Annotated in this window: 19 protein-coding genes; 13 read left to right on the forward strand and 6 right to left on the reverse strand. The window is 59.3% G+C overall.

Annotated features, from left to right (window positions below):
- Positions 1-14: 14 nt before the first annotated feature.
- Positions 15-1,424 carry a 30S ribosomal protein S12 methylthiotransferase RimO gene (gene rimO, locus B472_RS13095; RefSeq protein WP_019428275.1) on the reverse strand — a complete coding sequence of 470 codons (1,410 nt, stop codon included), beginning with the start codon at positions 1,422-1,424 and terminating at the stop codon, positions 15-17.
- 57 nt (positions 1,425-1,481) lie between these two features.
- A complete protein-coding gene (gene phaR, locus B472_RS13100; RefSeq protein ID WP_019428276.1) occupies positions 1,482-2,129 on the reverse strand; it encodes a polyhydroxyalkanoate synthesis repressor PhaR in 648 nt (215 codons plus the stop codon).
- A 143-nt stretch (positions 2,130-2,272) separates the two neighbouring features.
- Here phaR and B472_RS13105 point away from each other — a divergent pair, with 143 nt between their 5' ends.
- The 10 genes from B472_RS13105 (at position 2,273) to B472_RS13150 (ending at position 9,593) form a co-directional block, all read left to right on the forward strand.
- Complete coding sequence (locus B472_RS13105; protein WP_019428277.1) at positions 2,273-2,908, forward strand: riboflavin synthase; 636 nt, start codon at positions 2,273-2,275, stop codon at positions 2,906-2,908.
- 13 nt (positions 2,909-2,921) lie between these two features.
- Positions 2,922-4,049, forward strand: coding sequence for a bifunctional 3,4-dihydroxy-2-butanone-4-phosphate synthase/GTP cyclohydrolase II (gene ribBA / locus B472_RS13110; RefSeq protein ID WP_019428278.1), 1,128 nt, complete (start codon positions 2,922-2,924; stop codon positions 4,047-4,049).
- A 2-nt stretch (positions 4,050-4,051) separates the two neighbouring features.
- On the forward strand, positions 4,052-4,558 hold the full coding sequence (ribH, locus tag B472_RS13115) for a 6,7-dimethyl-8-ribityllumazine synthase (protein WP_019428279.1): 507 nt from the start codon (positions 4,052-4,054) through the stop codon (positions 4,556-4,558).
- Positions 4,558-5,079: a transcription antitermination factor NusB gene (nusB, locus tag B472_RS13120; RefSeq protein WP_019428280.1), complete on the forward strand. Its 522-nt coding sequence runs from the start codon at positions 4,558-4,560 to the stop codon at positions 5,077-5,079. Before ribH ends, nusB begins: the two co-directional genes overlap by 1 nt.
- A gap of 20 nt (positions 5,080-5,099) precedes the next feature.
- Entirely contained in the window at positions 5,100-6,287 is a 1,188-nt protein-coding gene (locus B472_RS13125) for a pyridoxal phosphate-dependent aminotransferase (RefSeq protein ID WP_026039802.1), read from the forward strand.
- Positions 6,284-6,742 (forward strand): YbgC/FadM family acyl-CoA thioesterase, encoded by a 459-nt coding sequence (locus B472_RS13130; RefSeq protein ID WP_019428282.1) that lies wholly within the window; start codon positions 6,284-6,286, stop codon positions 6,740-6,742. The genes B472_RS13125 and B472_RS13130 overlap by 4 nt, the downstream gene beginning before the upstream one ends.
- On the forward strand, positions 6,739-7,449 hold the full coding sequence (gene tolQ, locus B472_RS13135) for a protein TolQ (protein WP_019428283.1): 711 nt from the start codon (positions 6,739-6,741) through the stop codon (positions 7,447-7,449). Before B472_RS13130 ends, tolQ begins: the two co-directional genes overlap by 4 nt.
- Before the next feature lie 15 nt (positions 7,450-7,464).
- Complete coding sequence (gene tolR / locus B472_RS13140) at positions 7,465-7,884, forward strand: protein TolR (RefSeq protein ID WP_019428284.1); 420 nt, start codon at positions 7,465-7,467, stop codon at positions 7,882-7,884.
- A gap of 11 nt (positions 7,885-7,895) precedes the next feature.
- On the forward strand, positions 7,896-8,897 hold the full coding sequence (tolA, locus tag B472_RS13145) for a cell envelope integrity protein TolA (RefSeq protein ID WP_019428285.1): 1,002 nt from the start codon (positions 7,896-7,898) through the stop codon (positions 8,895-8,897).
- A 132-nt stretch (positions 8,898-9,029) separates the two neighbouring features.
- A complete protein-coding gene (locus B472_RS13150) occupies positions 9,030-9,593 on the forward strand; it encodes a hypothetical protein (protein WP_133176096.1) in 564 nt (187 codons plus the stop codon).
- A gap of 22 nt (positions 9,594-9,615) precedes the next feature.
- Here the strand turns inward: B472_RS13150 and dnaE are convergent, their stop codons facing one another.
- The 4 genes from dnaE to B472_RS13170 all read right to left on the reverse strand — a co-directional run bounded on the left by dnaE (position 9,616) and on the right by B472_RS13170 (position 15,352).
- Positions 9,616-13,143 (reverse strand): DNA polymerase III subunit alpha, encoded by a 3,528-nt coding sequence (gene dnaE, locus B472_RS13155; protein WP_019428287.1) that lies wholly within the window; start codon positions 13,141-13,143, stop codon positions 9,616-9,618.
- A gap of 84 nt (positions 13,144-13,227) precedes the next feature.
- Positions 13,228-13,923 carry a DUF599 domain-containing protein gene (locus B472_RS13160; RefSeq protein ID WP_019428288.1) on the reverse strand — a complete coding sequence of 232 codons (696 nt, stop codon included), beginning with the start codon at positions 13,921-13,923 and terminating at the stop codon, positions 13,228-13,230.
- A gap of 109 nt (positions 13,924-14,032) precedes the next feature.
- Positions 14,033-14,566, reverse strand: coding sequence for a flavodoxin family protein (locus tag B472_RS13165; RefSeq protein WP_019428289.1), 534 nt, complete (start codon positions 14,564-14,566; stop codon positions 14,033-14,035).
- Positions 14,567-14,638: 72 nt separating this feature from the next.
- Entirely contained in the window at positions 14,639-15,352 is a 714-nt protein-coding gene (locus tag B472_RS13170; RefSeq protein ID WP_019428290.1) for a pirin family protein, read from the reverse strand.
- Between the two features lie 128 nt (positions 15,353-15,480).
- Here B472_RS13170 and B472_RS13175 point away from each other — a divergent pair, with 128 nt between their 5' ends.
- The 3 genes from B472_RS13175 (at position 15,481) to gluQRS (ending at position 18,457) form a co-directional block, all read left to right on the forward strand.
- Complete coding sequence (locus tag B472_RS13175; protein ID WP_019428291.1) at positions 15,481-16,419, forward strand: LysR family transcriptional regulator; 939 nt, start codon at positions 15,481-15,483, stop codon at positions 16,417-16,419.
- 76 nt (positions 16,420-16,495) lie between these two features.
- Entirely contained in the window at positions 16,496-17,542 is a 1,047-nt protein-coding gene (locus tag B472_RS13180; RefSeq protein WP_019428292.1) for an NAD(P)/FAD-dependent oxidoreductase, read from the forward strand.
- A gap of 6 nt (positions 17,543-17,548) precedes the next feature.
- Entirely contained in the window at positions 17,549-18,457 is a 909-nt protein-coding gene (gene gluQRS / locus B472_RS13185; protein ID WP_019428293.1) for a tRNA glutamyl-Q(34) synthetase GluQRS, read from the forward strand.
- Positions 18,458-18,463 lie beyond the last annotated feature (6 nt).

The following is an 18,463-nucleotide window of genomic DNA, read 5'->3' on the forward strand; positions in this document are numbered from 1 at the left end:
TTTTGTTGCCCAAATCACAACGGCACCCCCACCAAATCGTGGCCTTCCACACGCACAATTCGCGCACGGGTGAACTCACCCACTTTCAGTGTTTTGCTGATTTTTTCCGGGGGCAACAAGCGCACCACGCCATCGATCTCAGGTGCATCGCCAAAACTGCGACCCACGCCGCCGCGACGGCCCATGGCGGGCGCACTGTCCACAAGCACCTGCATGGTGGCACCCACACGCTGGTGCAAGCGGGCAATCGACACCTCTTCGGCCACCGCCATAAAACGAGCTCGGCGCTCTTCGCGCAAGGCTTCTGGCAGCATGCCAGGCAATTCGTTGGCCGTTGCACCCTTGACTGGGCTGTAAGCAAAACACCCTGCCCGGTCAATCTGCGCTTCCCGCAAAAAGCCCAACAAATGCTCGAACTCCTCTTCAGTCTCACCCGGAAAACCGGCGATGAATGTGCTGCGGATCACCAACTCTGGGCACAGTTCACGCCAACGTTGAATGCGCTCTAAATTTTTCTCCCCGCTGGCTGGACGCTTCATGCGCCTGAGCACATCGGGGTGGCTGTGCTGAAAAGGCACATCCAAATAAGGCAAGACCAGGCCCTGTGCCATCAAGGGAATGATGTCGTCCACGCTCGGATAGGGGTAGACATAGTGCAAGCGCACCCAGGCACCGTGCTCGCGGGCCATCTCACCCAGCGACTGGACCAATTCGAGCATGCGGGTCTTGACCGGCTTGCCATCCCAAAAACCCGTGCGGTATTTCACATCCACGCCAAAGGCGGAAGTGTCTTGACTGATCACCAGCAACTCTTTGACACCGCCTTCAAACAGTGCCTTGGCTTCTTTGAGTACATCGCCAATCGGGCGCGAAACCAGGTCGCCGCGCATGGACGGGATGATGCAAAAGGTGCAACGGTGGTTACAGCCCTCGCTGATCTTCAAGTAAGCATAGTGGCGTGGCGTGAGCTTGAGGCCCGCCTCACCAAAACCACCGGGCACCAAATCCAGGAACGGATCGTGCGGCTTGGGCAAATGGGTGTGTACCGCATCCATCACCTCTTGGGTGGCATGCGGTCCGGTCACGGCCAGCACGCTGGGGTGCATCTCTCGCACCATGTTGCCACCGCCCTCGCCTGTTTTGGCACCCAGACAACCGGTCACGATCACTTTGCCGTTCTCGCTCAAGGCTTCCGCGATGGTGTCCAGGCTCTCCTGAATGGCTTCGTCGATGAAGCCACACGTATTCACAATGACCAGGTCAGCGCCTTCAAAAGTTTTGGAAGTCTGGTAACCCTCGGCACTCAATTGCGTCAGGATCAGTTCGGAATCGGTCAAGGCTTTGGGGCAACCCAAACTGACGAAACCCACTTTGGGGGCGGGCAGGTTGACTGAGGTGGGGGCTGTTGGGGTCATTTCACGCATCCCCGCATTGTCCCCGCAAAAACGACCGCTTCGTGACAAAAGGTCATGCAAAGCCCGTCAGGTCCGCAAACCCATGACGCCGAGTAATTGCTCCGTGTTCTTTTGGATCTGTTTTTGCATCTGCTCTTGCATTTGGGTCATGCCGTTTTGAGACGGGTTGGCCAAGCCAGAAAACATGTTTTGCATCATTGGCGTTTGCCATTGCATGAACTGCGCCCAGACCTCTGGGCTCAAAACGGGGCTGGACTCGCCCAACTTGTTTTGCCAATCCATGAAGGATTGCACATGGTTTTCCAAATAAGAACCCATGTGCCCTTGCATGGCATGGCCATAAAAGCGGATGATGTTCGACAAAACGGCCTCACTGAACATCGGTGCGCCAGCAGACTCTTCTTCCAAGATGATTTGCAAAAAAATGGACCGGGTCAGATCTTCCCCAGTTTTGGCGTCGACGACCTGCACCGGCAAAGCCGTCATCACCATTTTTTTGATCTCGGCCAAAGTCACATAGCTGGAAGACTGCGTGTCGTACAACCGGCGGTTGGGGTATTTCTTGATGGTGCGAACATCCCCAACGGCTGCCGATTTGTCCGCACTGTTCGCATTGAGCGGTGGCTGCGGAGGGGTCGATTTGACTTTGGGCTTGACCGGCAATGAAAACTCCTGATGGCATGCGGCCAATGAAAATCTGCTGCAATGCACCATTTTAGGCACACGGTTTGTGCCTTGTCGCCTTGGTAAACCCTGAGCACAAGGCGCTGCAACGGAAGGCCGGATGCACTCACGGGACTGCATTTTTGTTGCGTTGCCACCCGATTCACACGCTTTACCTGCGAAAATACACAGCTATGTTCACCGGAATCATCACCGGCGTGGGGCGAATCGTCGCCACCCACGACCTGGGTCGCTCTTTACACCACGGCAAGCGCCTCACCATCGAGGCCCCCGCCGGGTACCTTGACGATGTCGGCCTGGGCGACAGCATCGCCCTGAACGGCGCTTGCATGACTGTCACCACCTTCAACCCCGAAAGTCGTCAGTTCACCATCGACATCTCGGCCGAATCGCTGGACAAAACCAGTGGCCTTGACCAAGAAGGCACCGTCAACCTCGAAAAAGCGCTGCGTGCGCACGACCGACTCGGCGGACACATCGTGTCCGGCCATGTGGACGGCGTAGGCCATGTCAGCCATTTTGAGCAAATCGGCGAAAGCTGGGAACTGCGCGTCATGGCCCCGCACGCCTTGGCCAAATACCTCGCCTACAAAGGCTCGATCACGGTCAACGGTGTGAGCCTGACGGTCAATCGGGTGGCCGATCTGGCCGATGGCTGTGAGATCAGCATCAACCTGATTCCGCACACCGTCGACAACACGGCTTTGGGCAGCCTGCAATCAGGCAGCCGCGTCAACCTCGAAATCGACACCGTGGCCCGCTACGTGGAGCGCATGCTCAGCGCTGGCTTGTTGCCCCAAGCTTCTTAATTTAGGACCTCCCATGAACGCCCCCGCGCAACCGACACCCGTGGCCATCTCGCCCGTAGAAGAGATCGTGGCCGAGATGAAAGCCGGTCGCATCGTGATCCTGGTCGATGAAGAAGACCGTGAAAACGAAGGCGACTTGGTGCTGGCTTCTGACCACGTCACCCCTGAAGCCATCAACTTCATGGCCCGATTTGGACGGGGCTTGATTTGCCTCACGCTGACCCGGGAGCGCTGCGAATTTTTGAAGTTGCCGCCCATGGCCACCCGCAATGGCACTTTTTACAGCACGGCCTTCACCGTCTCGATTGAAGCGGCCGAAGGCGTGACGACCGGTATCTCAGCCGCTGACCGAGCCAAGACGGTACAGGTGGCCGTGGCCAAGGCCAGCCAGCCCACCGACTTGGTGCAGCCGGGTCACATCTTTCCCCTGCAAGCGGTGGACGGCGGCGTGCTGATGCGCGCTGGCCATACCGAAGCCGGTTGCGATTTGGCCGCGATGGCCGGTTGCTCACCATCCTCCGTGATCTGCGAAATCATGAATGACGATGGCACCATGGCCCGCCTGCCCGATCTGCAAATTTTTGCGGCCGAGCACGGCCTCAAGATCGGCACCATCGCCGACTTGATCGAGCACCGCAGCCGCAACGAGTCACTGGTTGAACGCATTGGCAGCCGTCCCCTGCAAACCGCACACGGCGAATTCACCGCGCACGCATTTCGCGACCAAACCAACCAATCGGTTCACTTGGCCTTGGTCAAAGGCGCATGGACGCCAGAGTCCGAAGTGGCGGTGCGCGTCCACGAGCCCCTGTCCGTGCTTGACGCCCTGGAGGTCAACCGCGCCATGCACTCTTGGGGCTTGGACGCCAGCCTGGGCTACATCAACGCCCAGGGCTTCGGCGTGGCCGTGCTGCTCAATTGCGGCGAGTCGGCGGAACAATTGCTGGCACAGTTTGAGGGACGCGCCCGCTCGGCCCAGGCGCCCGAACGCGGCAAAATGGATTTGCGCACCTATGGCGTGGGTGCACAAATCCTGCGCGAATGCGGCGTTCACAAAATGCGCCTCATGGGCAACCCGCGCCGCATGCCCAGCATGACCGGCTACGGCCTTGAAATCACCGCTTACATCCCCAAGGAATAAACATGCAAGACGCCAACAAAGGCCTGGCCGAAGAACTCGACGGCCAATTTCTGCACATCGGCATCGTGCAAGCCCGCTTCAACGAAGACATCACCAACGCCTTGGCCAAAGCCTGCATCGAAGAACTCGAAGCTTTAGGCGTGACCAGCATCGACCACGTCATGGTGCCCGGCGCCTTGGAAGTGCCCGTGGCCCTGCAAGGCATGGCCGAGCGCGCCGAGTACGACGCCCTCATCGCTTTAGGCTGCATCATCCGTGGCGAGACCTACCACTTCGAGTTGGTGGCCAACGAATCGGGCGCAGGCGTGAGCCGGGTGTCGCTGGACTACAACCTGCCGATTGCCAACGCCATCTTGACCACTGAAAATCTGGAACAAGCCATCGCCCGCCAAACCGAGAAAGGCCGTGACGCAGCCCGCGTAGCGGTCGAAATGGCCTGCATCATGGACGACCTGTCGGCCGACATGGCCGAGTTGGCCGATGACCTTGACGAAGAAGACAAAGCCTGATGACCGACCCGCAAAACACCACGGACGAAGCAGGCGTTGCCCCAAAGGCTGTCTCAGGCACTCGCAAATCGTCCGCCAAATCGGCCCGCAGCCGCGCGCGTGAGTTTGCCCTGCAAGCCTTGTACCAGCACATCGTGGGCCGCAACGAAGCAGCCGACATCGATGTGTTCACACGCGATTTGTCGGGCTTCAACAAAGCCGACTCGACCCATTACGACACCCTGCTTTACGGCTGCACCGAGCATGCCGCCGCCTTGGACGCTTTGATTTCACCCAAGCTCGATCGCAGCTTTGCCGAGATCTCCCCCATCGAGCGGGCCATCATGTGGATTGGCGTCTATGAGATGAAACACTGCCTGGATGTGCCATGGCGCGTGGTGCTCAACGAGTGCATTGAACTGGCCAAAGACTTTGGCGGCACCGATGGTCACAAATACGTCAACGCGGTTTTGAACGGTCTGGCCCCAGAGCTGCGCAGCGCCGAAGTGCAAGCTGACCGCCAGTCTGGACGCGCCAAATAAACCGCCACAACGACACAGCCATGCGAATCTCCGAGCGCGCCGAACGGATAGAGCCCTTTTGGGTGATGGAAGTGGCCAAGGCCGCTTCGCAAAAAGCCCGCGAAGTTGCCCACACCGACCGACCTGTGGTGTTTTTGAACATCGGCGAGCCCGACTTCACTGCGCCACCTCGGGTACAAAGCGCTGCCCAGGCGGTCATCGCATCCGGCCAAACCCAATACACCCCTGCGCTCGGCCTGGACACTTTGCGACAGGCCATCAGCGCTTGGTACTTGCAGCGCTTTGGCGTGCAAGTGCCCGCCAGCCGCATCGTGGTCACCGCAGGCGCATCGGCCGCTTTACAACTGGCTTGCTTGGCATTGATCGACAAGGGCGATGAAATCATCATGCCTGACCCGAGTTACCCCTGCAACCGCCACTTTGTGAGCGCCGCAGAAGGCACAGCCGTTTTGGTGCCCACCACGGCCGAGGAGCGCTTTCAGCTCAGCGCCGCCAAAGTGGCCGCGGCTTGGGGCCCGCAAACCCGTGGCGTCTTGCTGGCTTCGCCCTCCAACCCCACGGGCACGTCGATCGAGCCGGCCGAGTTGGCGCGCATCGTGGATGTGGTGCGCGCTCACGGCGGCATCACCCTGATCGACGAGATTTATCTGGGCCTGAGCCACGACGATGCGTTTGGTCAAAGCGCCCTGGCCCTGGGCGACGACATCATCAGCATCAACAGCTTCAGCAAATACTTCAACATGACCGGTTGGCGTCTGGGCTGGCTGGTGGTGCCCGAGCAGCTCACCCCCGTGTTGGAGCGCTTGGCACAAAACCTTTTCATCTGTGCCAGCACTGTGGCTCAACAAGCAGCCCTGGCCTGCTTTGCGCCCGAGAGCCTGGCCGAATACGAGCACCGCCGCGCCGAATTCAAGGCGCGGCGCGATTACTTCATTCCGGCTCTGAACGACTTGGGACTGACCGTGCCTGTGGCCCCCGATGGCGCGTTTTACGCCTGGGCCGACTGCAGCGCTGCCTGCCAAAAACTGGGCCTCAAAGACAGTTGGGCGTTTGCCTTTGCCGCACTTGAAAACGCCCATGTGGCCATCACGCCCGGACGCGACTTTGGCACCGACCAAACCGCCCGCTTTGTGCGCTTTTCAACGGCCAACTCGATGGCCGAGTTGCACACCGCCATGGCCCGCTTGAAAGCGTGGTTGCAGCCATGAACAGCCTTGGCCCCATGACAGCGCCCAGCCTGAACCCGCGTGTTTTTCAGCATCCGATTCGCATTTACTGGGAAGACACCGACGCAGGCGGCATCGTGTTTTATGCCAACTACCTCAAGTTCTTTGAGCGTTCCCGCACCGAATGGTTGCGAGCCCTGGGTTTTGGTCAGCAGGTACTGCGCGACGCGTCGGGCGGCATGTTTGTTGTGTCGGAGACCACCGTCAAATACCACTCTCCCGCCAGACTGGACGACACCTTGATCGTCACTGCCGAATTGCAAACAGGCGGCAAAGCCAGCCTGACCATTGTCCAGCGTGCCTACCTGCGCACAGCGAACGAAAATCAAACCAGCGACCGACTCCTGGCTGAGGGCACCATTCGCCTCGGCTGGGTTAACAGCAACACCTTGAAACCCGGCCGCATTCCGGCCCCCGTTCTGGAAGCCCTGAAATGAACCAAGACATGTCCATCGTCTCGCTCTTGCTGCACGCCAGTTTTGTCGTGCAGCTGGTGGTGCTCATTTTGCTCAGCATCTCTGTGGCCAGTTGGGCGGCCATCGTGCGCAAGATCACGGCCATCAAGCGCATTAAAAATCTGAATGAAGAATTTGAACGCGTCTTTTGGTCGGGCACCAGCCTGAATGAGTTGTTCAATGCAGCCAGCCAAAACGCCAAACTGTCAGGCCCGATGGAACGTATTTTTGCCAGCGGCATGCGTGAATACCAAAAATTGCGTGAACGCCGCATCACCGACGCCGGCACCTTGCTCGACGGCGCACGACGCGCCATGCGGGCCAGCTTTCAGCGCGAGATGGACGTGGCCGAGTCCAAACTGGCCTTTTTGGCCTCGGTCGGCTCCATCTCACCCTATGTCGGCCTGTTTGGCACTGTTTGGGGCATCATGCACGCCTTCACAGGCTTGGCCAGCTTGCAGCAAGTCACCTTGGCCGCTGTCGCACCCGGCATTGCAGAGGCCTTGGTGGCCACCGCCATTGGCCTGTTCGCCGCCATTCCGGCTGTGCTGGCTTACAACCGCTTTTCGCACGACGTGGACCGCATCGCCATCAAATTGGAAACCTTCATCGAAGAGTTCTCCAATATTTTGCAACGCAGCTTGGGCGCCAACGTGGCCATGGGCAACGGCTCGGCCTCGGGCCACTGATCGGGGCCAACCAGCATGCCCTCTACTTCTTCCCGAGGCCGCGGACGCCGCACCATCTCGGAAATCAACATGGTGCCCTTCATCGACGTGATGTTGGTGTTGTTGATCATTTTCATGGTCACAGCGCCCATGATCACGCCCAGCATGGTGGACCTGCCCAGCGTCGGCAAAGCCGCCAAACAGCCCGACAAAGTCATCCAAATCGTGATCCAGAAAGACGAACGACTGGAACTGGTGAGCGAAGGCAAAACCGACAGCGCCACCCTGCAAAGCGTGGCCGCCAGCGTCAAGCGTCTGGTGGGTGAAAGCGATGACACCGCCGTGGTGATCAGTGCAGACCGTACGGTGAAATATGAAACCGTGGTCAAGGTCATGGACAGCCTGCAACGCGCGGGCATTGCCCGCGTTGGCTTGTCGGTTCAGTTGGCGCCTTGATAAGGACTCAGGTGAACGCCAAGGCCACGCCGCACCTCGAGTTTGCGCCCCCAGAGCAGCCCGGCATGGGCCGCGCTTGGGTGGTGGCTGGGGTGGCGCACGCCTTGTTGTTTTTGGCACTGGGCCTGGCCACGGCTTGGAAAACCCAACCGCAAACCTTGCAAGCCGAGGCCGAGCTGTGGTCCGCCGTGCCGCAAGCGGCTGCGCCCCGGTTGCAAGAGCCCTTGCCGCAACCTGTGCCAGAGCCTGTGCCTGAAACCCGGCCAACGCCTCCCGCCCAACCCACACCCCCTGCGCCTGCCCCTGATCCGGCGCTGGCACTGAAAGACGCACAAATCGCGCTTGAGAAGCAAAAACAAGAAGAAAAGAAGAAAGAAGCCGAAAAGCTCAAGGCTGAAAAGCTGAATGCTGAAAAGCTCAAGGCCGATCAAGAAAAGGCCATCCAAGACAAAGCGGCCAAAGAAAAATTGAACAAAGCCAAGGCTGAAAAAGAAAAAGCAGAAAAAGACAAGGCTGAGAAAGCCAAGCTCGAAAAGGAAAAGCTCGCCAAAGAGAAAAAGGCCCAAGAAGACAAAGAGCGGGAGAAGAAAAAAGCCGCTGAAAAAGAAAAGGCCGAGAAAGCCGAGAAAGCTGACGCCGCCAGAGCAGACGCCTTGCGCCAAGAAAACCTCAAACGCATGCAAGGCATGGCCGGGGCTTCGGGCGGTGAAAACGCGACGGGAACAGCCCTCAAATCGTCCGGGCCTTCGGCCACCTATGCGGGTCGCTTGGTGGGCCGCATCAAACCCAACATCACTTACCCCGGCGACATGGTGGGCAATCCCAGGGCCGAGGTGGAGGTCCGAGTGGCACCGGACGGGGTCATCCAAAGCCGCCGAATCCTTCAATCGAGTGGCAATAAAGCCTGGGACGAAGCAGTTCTGCGGGCCATCGACAAGACCGAGATTTTCCCCAAAGACACCGATGGCCGGGTACCGCCCGTGATCGTGCTCGGCTTTAGACCGCTGGATTGATCGACCATTGCTCCACCCTTGGACAAGGCCTAAGGCCTCAACTTTGTCTTTCTCGTGTCGATTCAACTTCAAGTCTTTTATACCCGCGCTTGTCCCTTGCGCATTCAACTTGGCAGCCCAGACCCCAAACCTATGAAAATTTTTGCCATTTGCTTGATCAGCGCCATGGGATGCCTGCCTGTGGCCAGCGCTTGGGCGCAAAAAAAGCCTGCCGGTGCGTGTTTTGTGGCCCACTTCAAATCGCTTGCGCTGCGCACCCATGCCCCCGAATCTCGGGCCGATTTGGCCAAAGCTTGGCTGGAGCGCAACGCCGCCAGCTGCACCGATGTGCAATTGGCCACCCTCTTGGCCAACAGCCCCAACTGGTTGGGCACCGCATTGACGCTGGAGATCTCCTCCATCCTTGAGGGTGCCATCGAGGCCAAGATCGCCGGCAACCCCGAATTGATGGGCAAACTCTACGAGTCACTTGGCAAAGAGGGCCAAGCGTCCTCGGTGACATACAACACACCCACGCCCCGTGCGCCTGTGGTCAGGCCCATGGTCAACACCGGGGTGATGGCGGGAAGCCCCAATTTTGGCTCGATCACGGGCAACACCACCGTCAACCAGAACAACAATCAGAACGCGTCGCCCAATGCCAATTCAGGGCAAAACAACAACGGCGAACAAAACCAGCAAAACGGCAACCGCTGAGGGCCAAGCTGCCGGTTCTGCCTCAGTCGTAAACAATCCGCGCCTGGCCCTGGTCGGCTTGTGCCATCCAGCTGGCCAAAGCTGCGTCGGTCGGGAAAAATTTGGCCCCGTCGCCCAGCGCCAGCTCGGCGCGAGCGCCCAGCGCCTCATGCCGCCGCTCCAGCACCAAACGCACGGACAAACCTCGCACCCAGTCACCCTGCTCGGTTTGCTCGCGCTGCGCCGGAAACTCTCTGACCAAGCGGGCGATGTCGGGCGCACGGCCATTGACCGCCACGCGCAGGTATTTGCCATAGCGGCAACGGGCCGCACCCAGGTCCATGATCTGTTCGATCTTGAGACGAAAGCCGCCGGAGAACCTGTCGGCCTGCATTTTGGCGGTGACGATGATCAGCTCATCGTCTTTGAGCAAATGCTTGGCCGAGTTGATCAGGGCTTCGTCGGCGGTGGCCTCCATCACGCCCGATTTGTCGTCGAGTTTGAAGATGGCCACCTTGCCGCGTTGGCCGTTGATGATGCGCAGGTCGCTCACAATACCCGCCAGCACCAAGGATTCGCGGCTGTCGATCAGCTCGTCAATTTTGCGACGCGCAAACTGGCGAACCTCGCGCTCTACCGCATCGAACAAATGGCCTGACAAGAAAAAGCCGACGGCCGTTTTTTCAAGCAGCAAGCGCTCCTTGATCCCCCAAGGCATCACCTCGACCAACTCGGGCTCTTGGGTGCTGGAGCCGTGTGAGTCGTCCCCCAACATGTCAAACAAACCGCCTTGATTGGCATTGGCTGTGGTGGCGTTCGAAAACTCAAATGCCCGGTCAATGCTGGCCGACAAAGCCGCGCGGTTCATGTTCAGCGAGTCAAAAGCCCCCGCCTTGATGAGCGCGTCCACCGTGCGTTTGTTGATGCGCGTACGGTCCACACGCACGGCAAAGTCAAACAGACTGGTGAACGGGCCGCCTTCGGTGCGGGCCGCCACGATGGCGTCGATCGCTTGTTGGCCCGTGCCCTTGATCGCGCCCAGGCCATAGCGGATGATTTTGTCCGTCACCGGCTCAAAGCGGTGGGTGCCTCGGTTCACATCCGGCGGGTCAAAACGGATGCCGAACTTGAGCGCGTCTTCGTGCAGCACCTTGAGCTTGTCGGTGTCGTCCATCTCCACCGTCATGTTGGCGCAGAAGAACTCGGCGGTGTAGTGCACCTTGAGCCAGCCCGTGTGATAGGCCAGCAATGAGTAAGCTGCGGCGTGCGACTTGTTGAAACCGTAGCCTGCAAACCGCTCCATCAGGTCAAAAATTTCATCGGCCTTTTCCTGAGGGATGTTGTGTGTGGCCAGTGCCCCATCACGAAATTTTTCCCGGTGCTCGGCCATCTCCTCGGCTTTTTTCTTGCCCATGGCCCGGCGCAGCAAGTCGGCGCCGCCGAGCGAGTAACCGCCCAAAATCTGAGCCGTCTGCATGACCTGCTCTTGGTAAACCATGATGCCGTAGGTCTCTGACAGCATCTGGGCCACCGCAGGGTGCGGGTACTCCACCTGCTCGCGCCCGTGCTTGCGGGCCACAAAGCTGGGGATCAGGTCCATGGGGCCTGGTCGGTACAGCGCGTTCAATGCGATCAGGTCTTCAAGACGGCTCGGGCGCGCATCGCGCAGCATGCCCTGCATGCCCCTGCTTTCAAACTGGAACACCGCCTCGGTTTTGCCGTCTGAAAAAAGCCTGTAAGTGGGTGCGTCATCGAGCGGGATCTTTTCAAAGGCAAAGTCTTCTTGGCCCTTGTGCCGTTTCATGATGAACTCTCGGGCGATCTCCAAAATGGTGAGGGTGGCCAAGCCTAAGAAGTCAAACTTGACCAAGCCTGCCGCTTCCACGTCGTCTTTATCGTATTGGCTGACCGCCGATTCGCTGCCCGGCTGTTGATAAAGCGGACAAAAATCGGTCAGCTTGCCCGGGGCGATCAGCACGCCCCCCGCGTGCATGCCCACGTTGCGGGTCATCCCTTCGAGCTTTTGCGCCAACTCGATGAGGGTTTTCACATCCTCTTCGCGCTCGATGCGTTCGGCAAGGATCGGCTCCATGGCAATGGCGTAATTGTTTTTATCGCCCTCTTTGGGCGAGGCGGGCGGGTATTGCAGCGTGACCGACATGCCCGGCTTGTTGGGGATCAACTTGCTGATGCCGTCGCAAAAGGTGTAGCTCATGTCGAGCACCCGGCCCACATCGCGAATGGCCGCACGCGCGGCCATGGTGCCAAATGTGACAATCTGGCTGACGGCCTCGCGGCCGTACTTGTCCTTCACATAGTCGATCACCCGGTCGCGGTTACCCTGGCAAAAGTCGATGTCGAAGTCGGGCATGGACACCCGCTCGGGATTCAAAAAACGCTCAAACAACAAGTTGTATTGCAAAGGATCGAGATCGGTGATTTTGAGCGCATAAGCCACCAAAGAGCCCGCCCCCGATCCCCTGCCAGGGCCCACCGGGCAGCCGTTGGCCTTGGCCCACTGGATGAAGTCACCCACGATCAAGAAATAACCCGGAAAACCCATCTTCAAAATGGTGTTCAGCTCAAACTCCAGGCGCTCCACATAGCGCGGGCGTTCTTCGCTCCGCTTGGCCTCAACCGGGTACAGGTGCACCAAGCGCTGCTCTAAGCCTTCAAAAGAAACATGCCGAAAATAGTCTTCGACCGACATGACCACGCCGTTCACGGGCGGAATTGGAAAGTCTGGCAGCTGGGGCTTGCCCAGCACCAGGTTCAGGTTGCAGCGCTTGGCGATTTCCAGCGTGTTGGCCATCGCGCTGGGCACATCGGCAAACAAGGCACACATGTCGGCCGCCGACTTGAAGTACTGCTCGCGGGTGAAACGCCGCACCCGTCGGGGGTTGGCCAAAATTTCACCTTCGGAGATGCAGACCCTCGCTTCGTGGGCTTCGTAATCTTCGGGGCCATGAAACTGGACTGGGTGCGTGGCCACCACCGGCAAACCCAGGCGTGCGGCCAATGCCACCGCACCGGCCACCTGCGGTTCATCTTCGGAACGGCCAGCCCGTTGCAGCTCCAAGTAAAACCGGTGCGGGAACATCGAGCCCAATTGGAGCGCGACATCCGCCGCCTTGTCGGTATCGCCTTGCACGATGGCTTGCCCCACCGGCCCAGCTTGCGCGCCGGAAAGCAAAATCAAACCGCTGGACAACTCCTTGAGCCACGTCAACTTGACCACGGCCACGCCTTTGACCACGTTTTGTGTCCAAGCACGGGCCAGCAACTCGCAAAGGTTCAGATAGCCCGGATGGTTTTGCACCAACAAAACAACGCGGCTGGTGACAGCGATATCCCCACCCAAGCCTTCCAGAATGATCTCGGCCCCAATGATGGGTTTGACACCTTTGCCCCGACCTTCTTTGTAAAACTTGACCGTTCCGAAGAGGTTGTTCAGGTCGGTGATGGCCAACGCAGGCTGTGCGTCTTTGGCTGCCATCTTGACCACATCGTCGATGCGGCAAGTGGAGTCAACGACAGAAAATTCGGAGTGAAGGCGCAGGTGAACGAACATAGCCTCACATTGTAGAAGCTGACCCCAAAGCCTTCACACCCTTTCAGGCACACAATCCAGAAGTGGATGCTTTAGCATGCGCATTCAACTGCGCAGAACTTCCAGGACGTCGGATCTGAATTCCCGGCCATAAAGAATCAACACCACCAAGGCCGTGGCCAACACGAGTGCCAAGGGGGAAAAAAACCAAGCCATGGCCGCGAACGAGAAGTAATAAGCCCGCAAACCGTCATTGAAGGTCTCAGCCGCCGCACTGACCAAATTGCCCGCACGTTCAGCGTAGTGCTGGCGGTCAAACCGCTGGGCCGCAAAGTCTTCGGGCGGCGGCATGGCGCCGATGGCCAAAGCCACAAAAGTGTAGAGCCGCATGGACCAAGAAAAACGAAAGAAGGCGTAGACAAAGATGCCCACCAAGACCAAGATCTTGAGTTCAAACACCAGCAAAGGGGTCGGCTGCGCAAACGGGATCTCACCCACCAAGCCTGCGGCTTTGTCGGTGGTCCCCAGCAAGGCAAACAGACCACCGATGATGATGATGCTGGTGGACGAAAAGAAGGCGGGTGTCTGAGACAGGTTTTGGGTGATCAGCCCATCCAGCATGCGGGGGTCACGGGCTGTGGCCTGGAGCATCCACATTTGCCGGTAACGGTTGGTGTTGGCGATCAGGGTCTGATCGCGCAGACCGCGCACTTTGGCCAACCAGGCATAGCCGACCCAGAGTCCAAAAAAAGTAAAAAGTGCCAGCCAATCGAGCCAAGGCAGCAGGGTGATGATTTTCATGCCCCTATCCTAGCAAGCACGGCCAAGCCCAGCGGTGCGTCAGGTCGCTCGGCCCTGTGGGCGAAAAAAAGCCAGAACCGCATGGCGGCTCCGGCCGGCGCTCAAAGCATCAAGCCCGCCACTTGGCTGCCACGGCTGCAACGCGTTCGCCGTAAGCCTTGGCCGTGTCGAGGTCACCTTGAGGAATGTCTTCAGCCGGGCTGGTGGGCCCCACTTGCGCCATCACACCGGAATTAGAGCCGATGCGGTTGATGGTGCCGTCGTTCATGGCCGGCTGACCCACCCAAACCATGCCTTGTTGCATGGCCAGAGTCATGAAGTACTGGATGGTGGACAGTTTGTCGCCGCTGGGGCTGGCAGAAATGGTGAAACCGCCTGCGACCTTGTCTTTCCAAGCGCTGCTGAACCAACGCTTGGAAGTAGCGTCAGCAAATTTTTTGAACTGCCAAGACGCCATGCCCATGTAGGTCGGAGAGCCAAAAATGATGGCGTCGGCCGCATCCAGGGCTGACCAGTCGGCGTCGGTGATGTTGCCGTCGGCATCAATGGCGATGCTCTGGGCATTCGCGCCTTGGGCCACAAATTGGGCAACGCGCTGGGTGTGGCCGTAGCCGGAATGGTAAACAACAACTGTTTTGGCCATGAGATAACTCCTGAATGTTAAAAAAAACGGATAAAGAAATGCGGTCACCCTATGGGTGGCCTTCCAGCGCGATCATGCGGACAAGTCAAACACCAAGACTTCGGCATTGTCGCCGTGTGTCAAAGCCAAAGACGGTTCGGCTTGCAACATGGCCGCATCACCCGCCTTGAGCCATTGGCCATTGACCTGCAAACTGCCCCTGACCAAAAAAACATAGGCCTTGCGGGTGGGCGCCAGTGTCAACTGGGCACTTTCTGCGCCATCCAGCAGGCCCGCGTACATGCGCGCATCGGCATGGATCTGCACGGTGTGATCGGCTGCCATGGGATCGGCGGGTGGCGCTGCCACCAGCGCCAGCTGACCGCGTTTGGCGCTGACAGGCACGGTTTTTTGTTCGTAACCCGGTTCAATGCCCATCACATTGGGCTCAATCCAGATCTGTAAAAAGTGCGTTTGTTCGCCTTGGGCATGGTTGAACTCGCTGTGGCGCACGCCGCTGCCTGCGCTCATGCGCTGCACATCGCCGGGCGGAATGCCTTTGACATTGCCCATGCTGTCTTGGTGGGCCAAATTGCCCGAAAGCACGTAGCTGATGATTTCCATGTCACGGTGGCCATGCGTGCCAAAACCGGTACCGGGGTCGATGCGGTCTTCATTGATGACGCGCAGATTGCCAAAACCCATGTGAGCAGGGTCAAAGTAGTTGGCAAACGAGAAACTGTGAAAAGACTTGAGCCAGCCGTGGTCTGCATAGCCGCGTTCGGCCGATTGACGAAGAGTGAGCATGCGGTTTTCCTTTTGGGGTGCTGGGTCGGGTACCCAACAATGGCGTCACTTTAACGAACACCCTGCTGGGAACCATTGATAAGGTTTGCAGGCATCATTCAAACCAATTGAACAATCAATATCCAAACATGCAAACTCCACGCGACTGGCTGACACCTGAAGCCCTGCAAATGTTGCAAACCATCGGCCAGAAAGGCAGCTTTGCCGCTGCCGCCCGAAGCCTGAACCTGGTGCCCAGTGCCCTGACCTATCGCGTACGCCAAATTGAGGACGCGCTCGATGTGCTGCTGTTTGACCGCAGTGCGCGCCAAGCCGTGCCCACCGCTGCAGGCCGCGAATTGCTGCGCGAAGCCAGTCGTTTGCTGGACGACATGGACACTGTGGCCAACCGCGTGCGTCGTGTGGCCACGGGCTGGGAGGCCGTGTTCACCGTGGCTGTGGACAGCATCATTTCGCACAGTGTTGTGATGGATTTGTGCGCCCGTTTTTTAGCGCTGGGCACGCCCACACGGCTTCGCTTGCGCTACGAGACCCTGTCGGGCACGCTGGCCGCCCTCACCTCGGGCCAGGCCGATTTGGCGCTTGGCGTGGTGCTGGAGCCGGGACCGCAAGCCGACATCCGCCATGCCTTGCTGGGTGACATCACTTTCATCTACGCGGTGGCCCCGCACCACCCCTTGGCCCAAGCCCCCGAACCGCTGAGCGATACCCGCTTGCAACAGCACCGCGCTGTGGCCGTGGCCGACTCGGTCAGCCGGGGTTCAGGCCTCACGATTGGCCTGCAGGGTGGCCAAGACGTCTTCACGGTGCCAGACATGACAAGTAAGCTTGAAGCCCAATTGCGCGGTTTAGGCGGTGGGTTCTTACCTGAATCGCTGGCCCAGCCCTACGTTGAAAAGGGGATGCTGGTGGTCAAGCAAGTCAACAACCCGCGCACCAACACCTGCCACATCGCTTGGCGAGACAACCGCCAAGCCCCCGCGGGACAAGCCCTCAAATGGTGGCTGGCCCAGCTGGAAAATCAGACCACACGGGATGCTTTGCTTCGGCCAAAGCACGCCGTCTAGAAAAGCGGCTGACACAGGCATCGGGGATAACCCACCCGGGCTGTAACCAGACCCTTTTCTCAGCTAAAGTGGCCCCATGACTACACAACACATCGCCATCATCGGTGTCGGCATGGCCGGCGTCACTTGCGCTCGCACCTTACGGCAAGCGGGACACAACGTCACCTTGTTTGAAAAAAGCCGGGGCCTTGGGGGGCGCATGTCGACCCGAGCCAGTGCTTTTGGGGGGTTTGACCACGGTGCGCAGTACTTCACTGTGCGCGATCCCCGTTTTGAACTCGCCATCGGCACCGCCCCAGGGGTTTGCAAGCCTTGGAGCGCCAACGCCGTTCGCGTCCTCGACCCCAATGGCCGCGTGATCGAGGCCGGCTTGCCCGGCGGCGAGCGTCACTGGGTCGCAGCGCCCGGCATGAACGCTTTGGTCAAGGCTTGGGCGGCGCCTTTGGTCGAAGACGGCAATGTGCAAATGCAAACACGAGTGACCCAAATCATGGCCGACCCTCTGAGGAAAAACGGCTGGCAGCTGCAAACTGAAACAGAGGATGGCGGTCAACACGTCTACGCTGGCTTTGACAAAGTCATCCTCGCCATACCTCCTGAACAAGCTGCTGCGCTGCTCAAAGCTTCTGGTCAAAGCGCGCTTGCAGCGCCTTTGACAGCGGTGCGGGTCGACCCTTGCTGGACGCTGATGTTGGCCTATCCCCAAGCCGTGCAACCCGGTTTGATCACCATCGGGCCCCAATGGAACGCCGCGCGCAGCACCCACCACCGGATCGCCTGGATGGCGCGCGAATCGTCCAAACCTGGACGTGAACGCATCGAACGCTGGACCGTGCAAGCCAGCGCCCCTTGGTCGGCCGAACACGTCAACGACACGCCCGCACGCGTGAAAGGCAAACTCATCAAGGCCTTTGCTGAAATCACCGGCATCCGTGTCACACCCGCACACGCCGAGGTGCACCGTTGGCTGTACGCCAAAACCGATCAGCCTTTGGGCAAGAGCTTTGTGTGGTCCCAAGATCAAGGCATCGGCCTGTGCGGCGACTGGTGTTTGGGCCACCGGGTCGAGGACGCCTTTGTTTCTGGGCTGGAGTTGGCTTTGGCCGTGCTCAAAAAACGCTGATCCCACATGAACGTGGATTACACAGGCCGGTTTGCGCCCTCGCCAACCGGCCTTTTGCATGCGGGATCGCTGGTCGCGGCCTTGGCCAGTTGGCTGGATGCGCGGGTCCACAATGGCCAATGGTTGGTTCGCATCGAAGACGTGGACACGCCGCGCTGCGTGCAGGGGGCTGACCAGACCATCTTGAGGCAGCTGTCGGCGTGTGGCTTGCGGTCCGATGGTGCTGTGCAGTGGCAAAGCCATCGGGGTGACGCCTACGCAGTCGCTTTGCAATCGCTGGTCGACCAAGGCTGGGCCTACCCTTGTGGCTGCTCACGCAAAGACATTGAATCGGCCCAAACCGTGGCCCGCCACAGCGCGGCCGTATACCCTGGCACCTGCCGTGAGGGCTTGAAAGGCAAACCTGCTCGCGCCTGGCGGCTGAATGTGCAGGCCGTGCAAACGGCACTGGGCATGCCCGCCATCACCTCTTGGACTGACCGCCTGCTGGGGCCACAGCAGCAAAACGTACGCGAAGAAGTGGGCGATTTTGTGCTGCGCCGTGCCGACGGTCTGTGGGCTTACCAGCTGGCCGTGGTGGTGGACGATGCCGCGCAAGGCATCAGTGATGTGGTGCGCGGCCAAGACCTGGTCGACAACACAGCACGGCAGATCGTCCTGCAAAGGGCTTTGGGGCTGCCCACGCCCCAATACCTGCACACCCCCTTGGTGATGGGCGAGAACGGCGAAAAGCTGAGCAAACAAAACGGCGCCTTGGCGCTGGACCTGCAGCAGCCTTTACTGGCACTGAACGCAGCGGCGCATGCCTTGGGCCTGCCCACGATGCCTGAACACACGCCCGTGGACCAAGCCTTGGCCCGCTGGGCGACTTTCCTCGCCAACAACTTGGGGGCGGCGTTTGCAAAAAAAGCATGAATTGCA

Origin of the sequence: Limnohabitans sp. Rim28 (genome assembly GCF_000293865.2) — a bacterium.
In the GTDB taxonomy this organism is placed as follows: domain Bacteria; phylum Pseudomonadota; class Gammaproteobacteria; order Burkholderiales; family Burkholderiaceae_C; genus Limnohabitans_A.

Bases quoted from the DNA above. Each gene is read 5' to 3' on its own strand.
- B472_RS13150 (WP_133176096.1), top strand. From the start codon at position 9,030: ATGAAAATTTTTGCCATTTGCTTGATCAGCGCCATGGGATGCCTGCCT.
- B472_RS13125 (WP_026039802.1), top strand. From the start codon at position 5,100: ATGCGAATCTCCGAGCGCGCCGAACGGATAGAGCCCTTTTGGGTGATG.
- tolR (WP_019428284.1), top strand. From the start codon at position 7,465: ATGCCCTCTACTTCTTCCCGAGGCCGCGGACGCCGCACCATCTCGGAA.
- ribH (WP_019428279.1), top strand. From the start codon at position 4,052: ATGCAAGACGCCAACAAAGGCCTGGCCGAAGAACTCGACGGCCAATTT.
- tolQ (WP_019428283.1), top strand. From the start codon at position 6,739: ATGAACCAAGACATGTCCATCGTCTCGCTCTTGCTGCACGCCAGTTTT.
- nusB (WP_019428280.1), top strand. From the start codon at position 4,558: ATGACCGACCCGCAAAACACCACGGACGAAGCAGGCGTTGCCCCAAAG.
- B472_RS13175 (WP_019428291.1), top strand. From the start codon at position 15,481: ATGCAAACTCCACGCGACTGGCTGACACCTGAAGCCCTGCAAATGTTG.
- B472_RS13180 (WP_019428292.1), top strand. From the start codon at position 16,496: ATGACTACACAACACATCGCCATCATCGGTGTCGGCATGGCCGGCGTC.
- B472_RS13170 (WP_019428290.1), bottom strand. From the start codon at position 15,352: ATGCTCACTCTTCGTCAATCGGCCGAACGCGGCTATGCAGACCACGGC.
- dnaE (WP_019428287.1), bottom strand. From the start codon at position 13,143: ATGTTCGTTCACCTGCGCCTTCACTCCGAATTTTCTGTCGTTGACTCC.
- B472_RS13160 (WP_019428288.1), bottom strand. From the start codon at position 13,923: ATGAAAATCATCACCCTGCTGCCTTGGCTCGATTGGCTGGCACTTTTT.
- ribBA (WP_019428278.1), top strand. From the start codon at position 2,922: ATGAACGCCCCCGCGCAACCGACACCCGTGGCCATCTCGCCCGTAGAA.
- B472_RS13105 (WP_019428277.1), top strand. From the start codon at position 2,273: ATGTTCACCGGAATCATCACCGGCGTGGGGCGAATCGTCGCCACCCAC.
- gluQRS (WP_019428293.1), top strand. From the start codon at position 17,549: ATGAACGTGGATTACACAGGCCGGTTTGCGCCCTCGCCAACCGGCCTT.
- B472_RS13130 (WP_019428282.1), top strand. From the start codon at position 6,284: ATGAACAGCCTTGGCCCCATGACAGCGCCCAGCCTGAACCCGCGTGTT.
- phaR (WP_019428276.1), bottom strand. From the start codon at position 2,129: ATGGTGCATTGCAGCAGATTTTCATTGGCCGCATGCCATCAGGAGTTT.
- rimO (WP_019428275.1), bottom strand. From the start codon at position 1,424: ATGCGTGAAATGACCCCAACAGCCCCCACCTCAGTCAACCTGCCCGCC.
- B472_RS13165 (WP_019428289.1), bottom strand. From the start codon at position 14,566: ATGGCCAAAACAGTTGTTGTTTACCATTCCGGCTACGGCCACACCCAG.